The sequence below is a fragment of the Buttiauxella sp. genome (assembly GCF_049686335.1).
Taxonomy (GTDB): Bacteria; Pseudomonadota; Gammaproteobacteria; order Enterobacterales; family Enterobacteriaceae; genus Buttiauxella.
The window spans coordinates 327,221-340,477 of the sequence record NZ_JBAVHX010000004.1 but is presented as its reverse complement, the minus strand read 5'-3'; the positions used below and the strand labels follow the sequence as shown (position 1 = coordinate 340,477).

At 51.3% G+C, this 13,257-nt stretch carries 15 protein-coding genes; 11 read left to right on the top strand and 4 right to left on the bottom strand.

Going from position 1 to position 13,257, the window contains the following annotated elements; all coding sequences use genetic code 11:
• Positions 1–17: 17 nt before the first annotated feature.
• The 5 genes from prfA to kdsA are packed head-to-tail and all read left to right on the top strand — an operon-like array spanning position 18 to position 4,067.
• A complete protein-coding gene (gene prfA / locus WBL83_RS01950; RefSeq protein ID WP_424587554.1) occupies positions 18–1,100 on the top strand; it encodes a peptide chain release factor 1 in 1,083 nt (360 codons plus the stop codon).
• The gene (gene prmC, locus WBL83_RS01945; RefSeq protein ID WP_424587553.1) at positions 1,100–1,930 is read left to right on the top strand and encodes a peptide chain release factor N(5)-glutamine methyltransferase; all 831 of its coding nucleotides are present in this window, start codon (positions 1,100–1,102) and stop codon (positions 1,928–1,930) included. The genes prfA and prmC overlap by 1 nt, the downstream gene beginning before the upstream one ends.
• Positions 1,931–1,953: 23 nt before the next feature.
• Complete coding sequence (gene sirB2 / locus WBL83_RS01940) at positions 1,954–2,343, top strand: invasion regulator SirB2 (protein ID WP_424587552.1); 390 nt, start codon at positions 1,954–1,956, stop codon at positions 2,341–2,343.
• Between the two features lie 3 nt (positions 2,344–2,346).
• The gene (gene sirB1 / locus WBL83_RS01935) at positions 2,347–3,156 is read left to right on the top strand and encodes an invasion regulator SirB1 (protein ID WP_424587551.1); all 810 of its coding nucleotides are present in this window, start codon (positions 2,347–2,349) and stop codon (positions 3,154–3,156) included.
• A gap of 56 nt (positions 3,157–3,212) precedes the next feature.
• Positions 3,213–4,067, top strand: a complete 855-nt coding sequence (kdsA, locus tag WBL83_RS01930) for a 3-deoxy-8-phosphooctulonate synthase (RefSeq protein WP_183271685.1) — start codon at positions 3,213–3,215, stop codon at positions 4,065–4,067.
• A 203-nt stretch (positions 4,068–4,270) separates the two neighbouring features.
• Here kdsA and WBL83_RS01925 read toward each other — a convergent pair whose 3' ends face one another.
• Positions 4,271–4,999, bottom strand: coding sequence for a hypothetical protein (locus WBL83_RS01925; protein WP_424587550.1), 729 nt, complete (start codon positions 4,997–4,999; stop codon positions 4,271–4,273).
• Between the two features lie 253 nt (positions 5,000–5,252).
• On the bottom strand, positions 5,253–6,356 hold the full coding sequence (gene chaA / locus WBL83_RS01920; protein ID WP_424587549.1) for a sodium-potassium/proton antiporter ChaA: 1,104 nt from the start codon (positions 6,354–6,356) through the stop codon (positions 5,253–5,255).
• 281 nt (positions 6,357–6,637) lie between these two features.
• Between chaA and chaB the strand changes: the two genes are divergently transcribed.
• The gene (gene chaB, locus WBL83_RS01915; RefSeq protein WP_424587548.1) at positions 6,638–6,868 is read left to right on the top strand and encodes a putative cation transport regulator ChaB; all 231 of its coding nucleotides are present in this window, start codon (positions 6,638–6,640) and stop codon (positions 6,866–6,868) included.
• A gap of 280 nt (positions 6,869–7,148) precedes the next feature.
• Complete coding sequence (locus WBL83_RS01910) at positions 7,149–7,841, top strand: gamma-glutamylcyclotransferase (protein ID WP_424587547.1); 693 nt, start codon at positions 7,149–7,151, stop codon at positions 7,839–7,841.
• Between the two features lie 73 nt (positions 7,842–7,914).
• On the opposite strand, the gene WBL83_RS01905 is transcribed toward WBL83_RS01910, so the two are convergent.
• Positions 7,915–8,160 (bottom strand): DUF1883 domain-containing protein, encoded by a 246-nt coding sequence (locus tag WBL83_RS01905; RefSeq protein WP_424587546.1) that lies wholly within the window; start codon positions 8,158–8,160, stop codon positions 7,915–7,917.
• A gap of 235 nt (positions 8,161–8,395) precedes the next feature.
• Positions 8,396–8,749, bottom strand: coding sequence for a DsrE/DsrF/TusD sulfur relay family protein (locus WBL83_RS01900; RefSeq protein ID WP_424587545.1), 354 nt, complete (start codon positions 8,747–8,749; stop codon positions 8,396–8,398).
• 81 nt (positions 8,750–8,830) lie between these two features.
• Here WBL83_RS01900 and WBL83_RS01895 point away from each other — a divergent pair, with 81 nt between their 5' ends.
• From WBL83_RS01895 to WBL83_RS01880, 4 genes are all read left to right on the top strand, one after another.
• Positions 8,831–10,045 carry a nitrate- and nitrite sensing domain-containing protein gene (locus tag WBL83_RS01895; protein ID WP_424587544.1) on the top strand — a complete coding sequence of 405 codons (1,215 nt, stop codon included), beginning with the start codon at positions 8,831–8,833 and terminating at the stop codon, positions 10,043–10,045.
• Between the two features lie 262 nt (positions 10,046–10,307).
• Positions 10,308–11,558 (top strand): ABC transporter substrate-binding protein, encoded by a 1,251-nt coding sequence (locus WBL83_RS01890; protein WP_424587543.1) that lies wholly within the window; start codon positions 10,308–10,310, stop codon positions 11,556–11,558.
• 10 nt (positions 11,559–11,568) lie between these two features.
• Positions 11,569–12,450 carry a nitrate ABC transporter permease gene (ntrB, locus tag WBL83_RS01885; RefSeq protein ID WP_424587542.1) on the top strand — a complete coding sequence of 294 codons (882 nt, stop codon included), beginning with the start codon at positions 11,569–11,571 and terminating at the stop codon, positions 12,448–12,450.
• A gap of 10 nt (positions 12,451–12,460) precedes the next feature.
• The gene (locus WBL83_RS01880; RefSeq protein ID WP_424587541.1) at positions 12,461–13,249 is read left to right on the top strand and encodes an ABC transporter ATP-binding protein; all 789 of its coding nucleotides are present in this window, start codon (positions 12,461–12,463) and stop codon (positions 13,247–13,249) included.
• Positions 13,250–13,257: the final 8 nt, after the last annotated feature.

Genomic DNA, 13,257 nt, shown 5'->3' with positions numbered 1-13,257 from the left:
AAGGTGAACCACCGCCCATGAAGTCTTCTATCGTTGCCAAACTAGAAGCTCTGCAAGAGCGCCATGAAGAAGTTCAGGCTCTGCTTGGGGATGCTGCCACAATTGCCGACCAGGATCGTTTCCGTGCATTGTCACGTGAATATGCCCAGTTAAGTGACGTTTCCAGCTGCTTTCTGAAATGGCGTCAGGTGCAGGAAGATATTGAAACCGCACAAAGCATGCTCGATGACCCGGAAATGCGCGAAATGGCGCAAGAAGAATTAAACCAGGCGAAAAGCGACGGCGAAGAATTAGAACAACAACTTCAAGTCTTGTTGCTGCCAAAAGATCCTGACGATGAACGCAACGCGTTTGTTGAAGTACGTGCCGGTACAGGGGGTGATGAAGCGGCTATTTTTGCGGGTGACCTGTTCCGTATGTACAGCCGTTACGCGGAAGCCCGTCGCTGGAAAGTTGAAATACTGAGCGCCAACGACGGCGAACATGGCGGCTATAAAGAAGTCATCGCCAAAATCAGTGGCGAAGGTGTTTACGGTCGTCTTAAGTTTGAATCCGGCGGCCATCGCGTGCAGCGTGTCCCTGCGACAGAATCGCAGGGTCGTATTCATACCTCCGCCTGTACCGTTGCGGTGATGCCGGAAATTCCTGAAGCAGAATTGCCAGATATCAACCCGGGTGATTTGCGTATCGATACCTTCCGCTCCTCAGGCGCAGGCGGTCAGCACGTTAACACCACCGATTCTGCTATCCGTATTACCCATTTACCGACCGGTATCGTGGTGGAGTGTCAGGACGAACGTTCCCAGCATAAAAACAAAGCTAAAGCGCTTTCGGTGTTGGGCTCGCGTATTCGCGCTGCTGAAATGGCAAAACGCCAGCAGGAAGAGGCTTCAACGCGTCGCAACCTGCTGGGTAGTGGCGACCGTTCAGATCGCAACCGTACTTATAACTTCCCGCAAGGCCGCGTGACCGACCACCGCATCAACGTGACGTTGTACCGTCTGGATGAAGTGATGGAAGGGAAACTCGATGCGCTTATCGAACCTATCGTGCAGGAGTTCCAGGCAGACCAGTTAGCGGCGCTGTCTGAGCAGGATTAATGGATTTTAAACACTGGTTACAGCAGGCCATCGCCCAGCTACAGGAAAGTGAAAGTCCGCGTCGCGACGCGGAAATCCTGCTGGGTTTTGTCACGGGGAAAGCTCGAACCTTCATTCTGGCTTTCGGGGAAACCGTCCTGACCCCTGATCAACAGCAGCAGTTGGCGGTTTTACTGGCGCGACGGGTGCAGGGCGAGCCGATTGCGCATCTGGTCGGTGAGCGCGAGTTCTGGTCGCTGCCATTGCGCGTATCACCGGTGACGCTTATCCCACGTCCTGATACCGAATGCCTTGTTGAACAAGCCCTCGCAAGAATGCCTGCTACCCCGTGTTCCGTGCTGGATTTAGGCACCGGTACCGGGGCGATTGCCCTGGCTATCGCCAGCGAACGTCCTGATTGTCACGTCACTGCCCTTGATCTCATTCCTGAGGCGGTTGAACTTGCTCGCGATAATGCGAGGCGCCTCGGAATAACCAATGTTGAGGTCTTGCAAAGCAACTGGTTTGGTGTGCTCAATACACAACGTTTTTCGGTAATCGTCAGCAATCCACCGTATATCGATGAGGCAGACCCGCACCTTTCACAAGGTGATGTTCGCTTTGAACCCCGCAGTGCGCTGGTGGCGGAAAACCACGGTTTGGCCGATTTACGCACCCTGGTTGAAACAGCGTGCGACTTCCTTGAATCTGGTGGTTGGTTACTGCTTGAGCACGGTTGGCAACAGGCATCACACGTTCGCGATTTGTTTACCGCTGCTGGATATACCGAGATACAAAGCTGTCAGGATTACGGTGGTAATGACCGTCTGACAGTAGGACGCTATTTCTAAAGATAAGGAACCGAGCAAACAAAATGGCAACTTACTTCGCGCTCAAGCATTTGCATATTCTGACGGTCTTCATTTCCGTGAGTTTGTTCGTTTTACGCTACTGGTGGCAATACCGCGATTCAGCCATGTCGAACAAGCGCTGGGTGCGCATTGTGCCGCATGTGAATGATACTGTTTTGCTGGTCAGCGGTGCGGCACTGGTGATGATTACGCATTTCTATCCCTTCTCGCCGCAAGGTGCATGGCTGACTGAAAAGCTATTTGGCGTTATTATCTATATCGTTTTAGGGTTTATCGTGCTGGGCAAACGCCCGCGCAGTCAGCAGGTTCGGTTATCTGCCTTCCTGTTGGCCCTGGTGGTGCTCTACATCATCATTAAACTCGCCACCACAAAAATACCATTATTGGGGTAAGTCATGAGGTCGTTAGCCGATTTCGAATTCAATCAGGCGCCGTTGTGCGAGGGCATGATTTTAGTCTCGCAGTTGATCCGTGATGATTTCCCGGCAGAAGAAGTACGTGCACAACTGGAAAGCCTGGCGAGCCTGGCGCGTGAAGAGATCTGTGAAGGTCTCCATCAGGATGTGCAACTCGAAAAATTAGTCGAACTGTTTTACGGCACCTGGGGTTTCAAAGACGCCAGTGGTGTTTACCGTTTATCCGATGCATTGTGGCTCGATAGTGTGTTGAGCAAACGTCAGGGGAGTGCGGTGTCGTTGGGAGCCATCCTTTTGTGGATTGCCGAGCGTCTTGATATCCCATTAAATCCGGTGATTTTCCCGACGCAGCTGATTTTACGCGGCGACTGGATGGACGGCGAAATGTGGCTTATCAACCCGTTTAACGGCGATACGCTCAATGAGCACACGCTGGAAGTGTGGTTGAAAGGCAATGTCGGGCCAACCGCCGAACTGTTCGATGAAGATTTAGATGAAGCCGATAACGCGGAAGTGGTGCGTAAATTACTCGACACTCTGAAATCTGCACTGATGGAAGAACGTCAGATGGAGCTGGCTTTGCGTACGAGTGAAGCCTTGCTGCAGTTCAATCCAGAAGACCCGTATGAAATCCGCGATCGCGGTTTGATTTATGCGCAACTCGATTGTGAACATGTGGCACTTACCGACCTCAGCTATTTTGTTGAGCAGTGCCCGGAAGACCCGATTAGCGAGATGATCAAAGCGCAAATTAACTCGATTTCGCAAAAACAGATCACTCTGCACTAAAACTGATTTTTGAAAGAATAACAGGTAACGCGTGTTACCTCTGACAAGGCGAAAATATGAAACAAAAAGTGGTTAGTATTGGTGATATCAACGTCGCAAACGACCTACCGTTTGTTCTGTTTGGCGGCATGAACGTGCTGGAATCACGCGACCTGGCGATGCGTATTTGTGAGCATTACGTCACCGTGACCCAGAAATTGGGCATCCCATACGTGTTCAAAGCGTCATTCGATAAAGCCAACCGTTCATCCATCAACTCCTATCGTGGCCCAGGTCTCGAAGAAGGGATGAAGATTTTCCAGGAACTGAAGCAAACCTTCGGTGTGAAAATCATCACTGATGTTCATGAAGCAAGCCAGGCGCAACCTGTTGCCGATGTTGTTGACGTTATCCAGCTGCCTGCTTTCCTCGCACGCCAGACTGATCTGGTAGAAGCGATGGCGAAAACCGGCGCCGTTATCAACGTCAAAAAACCACAGTTCGTAAGCCCTGGCCAGATGGGTAACATCGTTGATAAATTCCACGAAGGTGGCAACGACCAGATTATCTTGTGTGACCGTGGCGCGAACTTCGGTTACGACAACCTGGTTGTCGACATGCTGGGCTTCAGCGTGATGAAACAAGTTTCGAATGGCTCACCAGTCATTTTCGACGTGACCCATGCGCTGCAATGCCGCGACCCGTTCGGTTCTGCCTCTGGCGGCCGTCGTGCGCAGGTGACTGAACTGGCGCGTGCGGGTATGGCGACTGGCCTGGCGGGTCTGTTTATCGAAGCGCACCCAGATCCAGACAACGCACGTTGCGATGGTCCATCTGCATTGCCGCTGGCAAAACTTGAACCGTTCCTCAAACAAATCAAAGCAATTGACGATCTGGTCAAGAACTTCGAACCGTTGGACACCAGCAAGTAAGTATTTGATACCAAATAAAAAGCCCTTATCACACGATAAGGGCTTCTGCAGGGTGACTAATCTACTGTTCAAAGCTGTAAAATATATTTTTGCGTTGTTCCAGAATGATTTTTTATTCTGCCAAAATATAACGAATTTCGGTTTTTGTGCTTTTTAAACAAAAGACGTAAATTATATCCTAAAGTATTAATATATTTAGAGCACTAAATAGTTTCGTATATTATCCCATTGATTTCTGCTGCTTTTGCAGCTATTTCATTAGGTGCGTCTGCATATAAATCATACATGTCGTCGTCAGATTTTATTTTTTCCGCCACGATTATTTTTCGTACCCGGATAATTTGTGTTGCCGGCAGAGCCGCATATAATTTAACGCCTGGACGGCCAATAATGAGAATCTCATTATGTGAATCGATGCGGCGAACGGCTTTATCCTCTAAAAGCAGAGCTTCAGGCGTCAGCAGTTTTTGATACCCACCTTCATAGCGACGACCCTCTTTCCCTTCTCCATGATATATCGCCCGGCTAAGCGCTGAAGCATCCACGACTCTTCCCGTTGGGCTATCATTCTCACGGCCGATGTGATTAGGAAAATAGATGTCTGTCGGATGCATACCAAGAATATTTTGTACCGGGACATCGAGGACTAATGCTGTGGTACGATACATGCCGGTATAACGTGGAGAAGTTTTGGACAGGGGTTTTATGTCGTTTAAATCCACTAGCGAGGCACTCATAATGTCCCAACTGCTTATCAGGGACTCGGCGCGGTGCTGACAAAATGGACTGTCTGTTCCTTCAAAAGTATGGACCAGAACATAATTTTTCGGTAAGGAGTGCCATCTGTTAAGTATTTTCTCTTTATTTCCCGATAGATATTCAATGTTTTGCTTTTTTATGAATTCAATTCCTGATTTTTTTCTGAAAAACATTATTCCCTCGTGGCAAGATTTTGAACGAAATGATGCGAAAATATAACAGAGAAAGGCAGCAGCAATTACTTAATCATTTCTTAAGAAGGATAATATTGCGTAACTGAATGGAATAAAAAAAGGAAATATCATTAGGTTTGCATCGGGGGATATTTGCGAGAATGTTTGTTGGCACCTTCGCTGCCGGGGGCACCAATAAAAGGTTCATGTTCACTCCCTCTCCCTAAGGAGAGGGCTGTTGTGAGGGGTAAAATCAGGCAAATATCGTCATCAAATAAGCGGCAAACAACGCAAGGTGCGCGGTACCGTTGAGCACATTGGTGCGCCCGGTGGAAAACGAAATCTGGCACAACACTAATGAGGTCAACATCACCACCAGTTCCGGCATCCCTAAGCCAAAGGTCAGGTCGTTGTTGGTCAACATCGCGATAAGCGTCACCGCAGGAACCGTCAGTGAGATGGTCGCCAGCACCGAGCCAAAGAACAGATTCATTGCCCGCTGAACCTGATTGCTCAACACCGCTTTCAACGCGCCCAGACCTTCAGGCGAGAGGATCAGCAATGCCACAAGGAAGCCGGTAAATTGCGCAGGCGCATTCAGTGTCGTAAGCAGTGACTCCAGAGGGCCGGCGTTCATTTTAGTGACCGCAATAACCGCCACCAGATGCACGATTAACCAGATGGAGTGCCAGGTGCTGCTATGCGCCGACGGTTTACCATGGTGTGGGTCGTCGTCGTCAGCCTCATCTTCATGCTCATAAACGAACAGGCTCTGGTGCGTTCTGGTTTGAATTAATAAGAACACGCCGTACATCGCCGCTGAAATCGCCGCCGCCATTAACGCCTGGCCGGTACTAAAGTTACCTGCGGGCAGCGCCGTCGGTAACACCAGGACGATGACCGCCAGCGGGAACAGGGCAATCAAATACTGTTTGATGCCGAACAGATTCATATATTGCGTGGCGAATTTCCGGCCACCCAACAGCAATGAGAAACCTACCAGTCCGCCCGTCACAATCATGATGATGGAATAGAGCGTGTCACGCATCAGCGTAGGTGCGGCATCTCCGGTCGCCATCAATGCGGAAATCAGGCTGACTTCAAGAATAACGACAGAAAGGCTCAGAATCAGGGAACCGAAGGGTTCACCTAAACGGTGCGCAAGCACGTCGGCGTGACGGACTACGCTAAAGGCGCTACTTAAAATGCCCACCAGGGCCAGAATGTTGATCCCAATAACCGCTGGTAAAGACTGGCTCCCTCCCCATACCGCCAGAACAGCCAGCGCTAAAAGCGGGAAAATGAGGGAACTCTCCTTATGACGGGTTTTCACCGCCTCATGTTGTGTTTTGGTCAATGTACTTCTCCATATCCAGAGGCGTTAAGCCATTTATTCATTATAGTCGGACAGTAAAACCCCGTTAAAATAGCAAACAATATGGGTTTTCTGCGGAAATTTACTCAGTTTTACCGCTTATATAGCCATAGTATTTCTGATGTTTATAAATGCGTGTTTAGTGAGATTAAGCAAGGTAAAACATAAAGATACTTATCTGGTAAACGCAATTATCTAAATTTTCAGGCAAAAATGGGCATGTTGACTCACACTTAAGTTTTACCCCACTAAAAGGTGACGTAATGCCCTACAACAGCCGAAGCGACCTGCCTGAAAGTGTGCAAAATGTCCTGCCTGCTCATGCCCAGGATATCTATAAAGAGGCGTTTAACAGCGCCTGGGATGAGTACAAAGATAAAGAAGATCGCCGTGATGATGCCAGTCGCGAAGAAACCGCGCATAAAGTGGCCTGGGCGGCAGTGAAGCATGGCTATCAAAAGGGTGAAGATGACAAATGGCACAAGAAAAAGTAAACCTTACATAATGTATTGATAATCATATTCAAACCCCGCAATCCTCCTCAGTATGGCAAGTTAATATGACATTTTCACGATTTTGTGATCGTCATCAAACTTGCCAGCGTCCTGCTAATTGCTTATGTTCAGAGATATGTTGCTCTATTAATAACCGGGATATTTCGACATGCAGGAGTTTTAGCGGCAACTCGATTTATTTTGGTTATTCAGAATTTAAAAAGCCCGGAAGGCGTATCTGACGTAATCACACGGAAGTTTGCAGTGGCGGAGGTGTATCGTGTTAACACGTGATTTCTTAATGAAAGCGGATTGTAAGACAGCTTTTGGTTCCATTGAGGAATCGTTGTTGTGGACCCCTGAGCAGCGCTCGGCTTCACTCGCCGCAACGCTCGCCTGTCGTCCCGATAGCAGTCCTGTCTGGATATTTGGCTATGGGTCCCTGATGTGGAACCCGGCATTCGAATATGAAGATTCAGCCGCGGGCACGCTCGTTGGCTGGCATCGCGCATTTTGTTTACGTTTAACAGCAGGGCGCGGCACCGCTTGCCAGCCAGGACGCATGCTGGCGCTCAAAGAGGGTGGGCGTACTACCGGCCTTGCGTATCGTCTACCTGAAGCGATGCTTCAGGACGAACTGACGCTGGTGTGGAAGCGTGAAATGATCACCGGCTGTTACTTACCCACCTGGTGCAAACTGGAACTGGATGATGGACGAGTGGTGAATGCGCTGGTGTTTATCATGGACCCACGCCATCCGCTCTATGAATCCGATACCCGGGCAGAGGTGATTGCCCCATTAATCGCCGCCGCAAGCGGCCCTTTGGGCACGAACGCGCAGTATCTTTTTTCACTGGAACAAGAACTCATCAAGCGTGGAATGCACGATGATTGTCTTGATGAACTGGTGAATAAAGTTCGGGCCTGGCTACAGCCGAAAGATGATGAAGGGTTACAACCTGGATTTGCCTGAAGCTAAATTTGCTTAAACTTGAATTTGCTTAAAGCGTATTCCGGCCTTCTTGTCGAGGGCCGGAATTTATATGTTATGCCGCAACATAACTGATTGAATGCTCAAGCGACTGGCTATGACTGTCAATCAACACCTTCCACGTCCCGCTATACGGCACCGTCAAATACGCCGACTGCTTATCTTCCACGCTTAGAATATCGGCCTGAGGTTTACCCGAAGAGCGGGTCTCGCTCATCAAATGAATATGGCAATTATCAGAACAGCGAACCACCACGGTATCGCCGCCAAAAAGGTGCAGACTGGCTTTCACTACTGGCATTTTTATACTCCGCTATCACATCAAAGTTAGGCACGTATGCCGCCGCATTTCTCGCGATAAGTGACGGCCTTCACAAATCACACTTTATGCATAACACCAGACACGACGGTCACAAATGCTGACTTTGATCAAAAAATGCCGTAACGATTAAACTTTAGTGGAGAAGTTTCTAAAACCATTTAGCGGGTGATTTTTAATACTAAAAATCTGCCTCATGGCATCATTAAATTTGGTATCAGAAGGTGAGGACTTTATCAGCGCTGAGCGTCCATTCTGCTAATTCCACCAGTGTGCCAATTTCGACCCCTTCGACCAACGGCAGCGACGAGATACCACGCCCATCAGCGCAGGTCTTGCACAGTTTCACCGGGACATTTTGCGCCGTCAGGATCTCAAGCATTTGCTGGATGTTGTAACCCTCAGCGGGTTTCTGGCCGCGCAAACCGGCTGTCACCGCATCAGACATTAAAAACACTTTCACTTCCGGCTGTGGCTGCTGGTCGCAAAGGGCAATCGCCAGACGCAGACTGTTGAACAAAGATTCACTGCCGTAAGCAGCTCCGTTAGCAATAATTACCATCTTTTGCATTTTTCTCTCCCGGGCACCTGAAGGCACGACTTTTGCTTATCTGTTGGTACAGATGCATGACTTGCCGTTCAGGAGCGTTTTATGAAGGCCACCGTCACCGTGAATCCCACCGCCCGTGACTTTTTAATGGCGGCTCGCACTCGCGGGCGTGAACAGTTGCAGGACATCTTACAAATCGGGCAACTCACCGCGCGGATAGCCAGGCTCGCGCATATGCTACAGCGTGAGCGAGGGGCTTCCAACATCTGGTTGTGTTCGTCAGGCCGGCTTTTTTCCCCTGAGCGCTCACGCTGCGCCGGGGAAGTCGACCGTGAATTAGCGCTATTCAAACACGCGATTACTGACCCGAACTATCTGCCCGGTAGCGCGCTACTGGTGAGCCTTGCGTGTGCGCTTCATTATCTCGAACGTTTACCCGCGCTGCGGGTAGAAATTGCCGGGCTTCACATACAACCTTTGCAAGCGATGGAACAGTTCAACATCACGCTGCGCCACCTGCTGAGTATCGTTCCCGAAACCAGTAACGTGGTCGATGACGCTGACGTGGCGCGTAGCCTGGCAGCGCTGTTCAGTTTTATGCAGGGTAAAGAGCTGGCAGGGCAAGAGCGGGCAATTGGTGCGCTCGGCTTCACGCTGGGGGAATTTAGCGAAGCGTTGCGTCAGCAACTGGTCGACCGCATCGATAGCCAGCAACACTGTTTTGATGCGTTTTGTAGCATGACTGATGAGCCGTTGCGCTTGCAATTCCAGGCGTATGGCGAGCCTTGCCGTGAAACCGAGCAGTTGCGGCGGCTGGCCTGCACACGCCTGACCCGCGACGGTGACGAACCGCAGCGAGCATTGCGCTGGTTTGCGTTGTTAACCCGCAGAATGGATGCCTTGAAAGAAGTGGAAGATGCATTGATTGACGTGGTGATGGCTCAGGCGCAACAGGCGCTTGGGCAGGTGTTACAGCAAACGGAGCTGGACGAACACGACATGGCCAGTTGGGTTTCTGGCAAAGAAGGTTTTGAAACTGAACGCTATCTCGACAGGCATCTGCTGGCGCTGGTCCGCCAGCAAGCCCAGCAACTCGAAAGCATGGCACAGCAACTGGCGTCACTACAGGCAACACTTGAGGAACGTAAAGCCATCGAGAAAGCCAAAGCGTTATTAATCCGCCATCAGGGGTATAGCGAAGAACAAGCCTGGCAGGCGCTGCGTAAAATGGCGATGAACCAGAATAAACGCATGGTCGAAGTCGCCAGCGCGATGATCTCGGTGGCTGATCTCTGGCAGTTACCCACTAAGGAGTAGTTGCACAAAGCGTGGGCATTTCGTGCATTTTTGTGGTGCGAATATCCCGCTATCCGGGATCTTTCAAGGTCGTTAGCGACCCTTATTCCCCGCTGGTTCTGGCTTGTGCAATCCTGGCATGCGAGTTGCAATAATTCCGTGAAGATTAAATTTACCTGAGTTGCGCCAATGGCGGTGCGGATCAGGTAGGACAAAGGCGTCCTTCAATGTGCTGACCCACATTGTTGGGCGCTTTTTTTTCCCATTTATCAGGATGAAGCCGATGAGCAACACACCCATAGCCCTCTCGCGCCGTCGATTTCTGCAGGCTGGAGCCGCATTAGGCGGTGCCTGTTTGCTGCCCGGCATGATGAATTCTGTCCGGGCTGCGGGCAGCGACCGCCCTGAGCAAAGCACGGTAAAAGTCGGTTTTATTCCGCTGACCGACTGCGCGTCGGTGGTGATGGCCGCCATAAAAGGCTTCGATAAAAAATACGGTATTTCGATTGTGCCGATCAAAGAAGCGAGTTGGGCGGCGGTGCGCGACAAAATGGTCTCCGGTGAACTGGATGCGGCCCACGTTTTATACGGCCTGGTCTACGGCCTCGAGTCAGGGATCGCCGGAAAGCAGCAGTCGATGGCGAACCTGATGACGCTTAACAACAACGGCCAGGCTATTTCGCTCTCTATGGATTTGGCAAAGCAGGGTGTGACTGACGGAGAAAGCCTGAAAAAGTGGGTGGCAAGTCAGGCACCAGGCAGCATGACCTTCGCGCATACCTTCCCGACGGGCACGCATGCGATGTGGCTCTATTACTGGCTGGCGCAGGCGGGTATCAACCCTTTCAACGATGTGCGCACCGTGGTGGTTCCGCCACCGCAAATGGTGATGAACATGCGTATCGGCAATATGCAGGGGTTCTGTGTCGGTGAGCCGTGGAATCAACGTGCCATCAGCAATGGCATCGGTTTTACCGCCGCCACTTCACAGTCTATCTGGCCTGATCATCCGGAAAAAATTCTCGGTACGCGTCGAGAGTGGGTGGAGCAAAACCCAAATACCGCGCGGGCATTAGTCGCTGCCGTCCTTGAGGCGTCACGCTGGATTGATGCAAGCGACGATAACCGTCGTGAAACCGCCAGCGTGCTTGCCGGACGGGCTTATCTCAATACCAAAACTGAATATCTTACCGGACGCATGCTCGGGCAATACGACAACGGTATCGGCAAAAAATGGCAGGACAACCACGGCATGCAGTTTTTCCGCGACGGGGAAGTGACGTTCCCATGGCTGTCCGATGGCATGTGGTTCCTGACCCAACATCGCCGCTGGGGATTGCTGGACCACGATCCGGATTACCTCGCCATCGCCAGACGCATCAACCGTATCGACATCTATCAGCAGGCGGCCACTGCCGTGGGCAACGTTGCTATTCCGGCGAGCCCGATGCGCACCAGCACTTTGATGGATGGAAGCACCTGGAACGGCAGCAACCCTGCCGCTTACGCCGCAAGTTTTGCCATTAAACGCTAAGGGGAATGATATGAACACGCCTGCACAAAAACCGCCAGCGCCTGCACTGAGCGCCCCCGTGGGTGAGGTGATTACACTGCCGCCGGTTATCGTTCGTCGCCGCAAACCGCAATGGCGCCAGATAACGTTAAATCTGTTTCAGCGCCTGATCCCCGCCGTTCTCGGTATGGGTTTGCTGGTGGTGGCCTGGCAAATCGCCGCGCTCAATAGCAAAGGTTTCCCGACGCCGCTCAGTACGCTGGATTCGGCAATCACCTTGTTTTCTGACCCATTCTATAACGCCGGGCCTAACGACCAGGGGATTGGCTGGAACATTCTGGCTTCACTCCAGCGCGTGGCTATTGGCTTCGGTCTGGCAGCCATCGTCGGTATTCCGGCGGGTTTCCTGATTGGTCGTTTTACCTTCTTAGCCCGCATGTTTAACCCGATTATCTCGCTCTTACGCCCGGTCAGCCCGCTCGCCTGGCTGCCGATTGGTCTGCTGCTTTTCCAGAAGGCCGAACCGGCTTCTGGCTGGACCATTTTCATCTGTTCTGTCTGGCCGATAGTGATTAACACCGCCGAAGGTGTGAAGCGCATCCCGGACGACTATCTCAACGTGGCGCGGGTGTTGAAGCTTTCCGAGTGGACGGTGATGCGCAAAATTTTGTTCCCGGCGGTACTGCCAGCGGTATTAACCGGCGTGCGTTTATCCATTGGCATCGCCTGGTTGGTGATTGTTGCCGCAGAAATGCTGACCGGCGGTCTGGGTATCGGTTTTTGGATCTGGAACGAATGGAACAACCTCAACGTCGAAAACATCCTGATCGCGATTGTGATTATCGGCGTCGTCGGGCTGCTACTTGAACAGGGTTTGATGTTATTGGCGCGTCGTTTTAGCTGGGAAAAATAAGGGGAACATCATGAAGAAAATTATTCAGGTTCAGAATGTCAGCCAACGTTTTTCCACCGCCAGCGGAGAGTTCCTCGCACTGAGCAACGTCAGCTTTGATATCGCCGAAGGAGAAACCATCAGCCTGATAGGGCACTCGGGTTGCGGGAAATCAACACTGCTCAACCTGATTGCCGGAATAACGTTGCCAACCGAAGGCGGCCTGCTTTGCGACAACCGTGAAATCGCAGGTCCAGGCCCTGAGCGCGCGGTGGTATTTCAGAACCATTCACTGCTGCCATGGATGACCTGCTTTGAAAACGTCGCACTGGCGGTAGATCAGGTGTTTCGCCGCACCATGAACCGCGCGGAGCGACGCGAATGGATTATTCACAATCTCGAACGCGTGCAAATGGGTCACGCCATCGATAAACGTCCTGGCGAAATTTCAGGCGGCATGAAACAGCGAGTGGGTATTGCCCGTGCGCTGGCGATGAAACCGAAAGTGTTGCTAATGGACGAGCCTTTCGGCGCACTCGACGCGCTCACTCGCGCCCATTTGCAGGATGCCGTGATGCATATCCAGCAACAGTTGCATACCACCATCGTGCTGATCACCCATGACGTTGACGAAGCGGTGCTGCTGTCGGATCGCGTGTTGATGATGACTAACGGTCCGGCGGCAACGGTGGGTGAAACACTGGAGGTGAATTTACCGCGCCCGCGTAACCGTGTGGAACTGGCCGAAGACAGCCGCTATCACCACTTGCGCCAGCAGGTGCTGCGCTTCCTCTATGAAAAACAGCCGAAAGCAGCCTGAGGGAAGAC

What these genes read in the sequence shown, in the direction of transcription:
- WBL83_RS01890 (WP_424587543.1), top strand. Translation starts at nt 10,308, where the DNA reads ATGAGCAACACACCCATAGCCCTCTCGCGCCGTCGATTTCTGCAGGCT.
- sirB1 (WP_424587551.1), top strand. Translation starts at nt 2,347, where the DNA reads ATGAGGTCGTTAGCCGATTTCGAATTCAATCAGGCGCCGTTGTGCGAG.
- kdsA (WP_183271685.1), top strand. Translation starts at nt 3,213, where the DNA reads ATGAAACAAAAAGTGGTTAGTATTGGTGATATCAACGTCGCAAACGAC.
- WBL83_RS01900 (WP_424587545.1), bottom strand. Translation starts at nt 8,749, where the DNA reads ATGCAAAAGATGGTAATTATTGCTAACGGAGCTGCTTACGGCAGTGAA.
- WBL83_RS01925 (WP_424587550.1), bottom strand. Translation starts at nt 4,999, where the DNA reads ATGTTTTTCAGAAAAAAATCAGGAATTGAATTCATAAAAAAGCAAAAC.
- WBL83_RS01905 (WP_424587546.1), bottom strand. Translation starts at nt 8,160, where the DNA reads ATGCCAGTAGTGAAAGCCAGTCTGCACCTTTTTGGCGGCGATACCGTG.
- ntrB (WP_424587542.1), top strand. Translation starts at nt 11,569, where the DNA reads ATGAACACGCCTGCACAAAAACCGCCAGCGCCTGCACTGAGCGCCCCC.
- sirB2 (WP_424587552.1), top strand. Translation starts at nt 1,954, where the DNA reads ATGGCAACTTACTTCGCGCTCAAGCATTTGCATATTCTGACGGTCTTC.
- prfA (WP_424587554.1), top strand. Translation starts at nt 18, where the DNA reads ATGAAGTCTTCTATCGTTGCCAAACTAGAAGCTCTGCAAGAGCGCCAT.
- WBL83_RS01895 (WP_424587544.1), top strand. Translation starts at nt 8,831, where the DNA reads ATGAAGGCCACCGTCACCGTGAATCCCACCGCCCGTGACTTTTTAATG.
- WBL83_RS01880 (WP_424587541.1), top strand. Translation starts at nt 12,461, where the DNA reads ATGAAGAAAATTATTCAGGTTCAGAATGTCAGCCAACGTTTTTCCACC.
- prmC (WP_424587553.1), top strand. Translation starts at nt 1,100, where the DNA reads ATGGATTTTAAACACTGGTTACAGCAGGCCATCGCCCAGCTACAGGAA.
- chaB (WP_424587548.1), top strand. Translation starts at nt 6,638, where the DNA reads ATGCCCTACAACAGCCGAAGCGACCTGCCTGAAAGTGTGCAAAATGTC.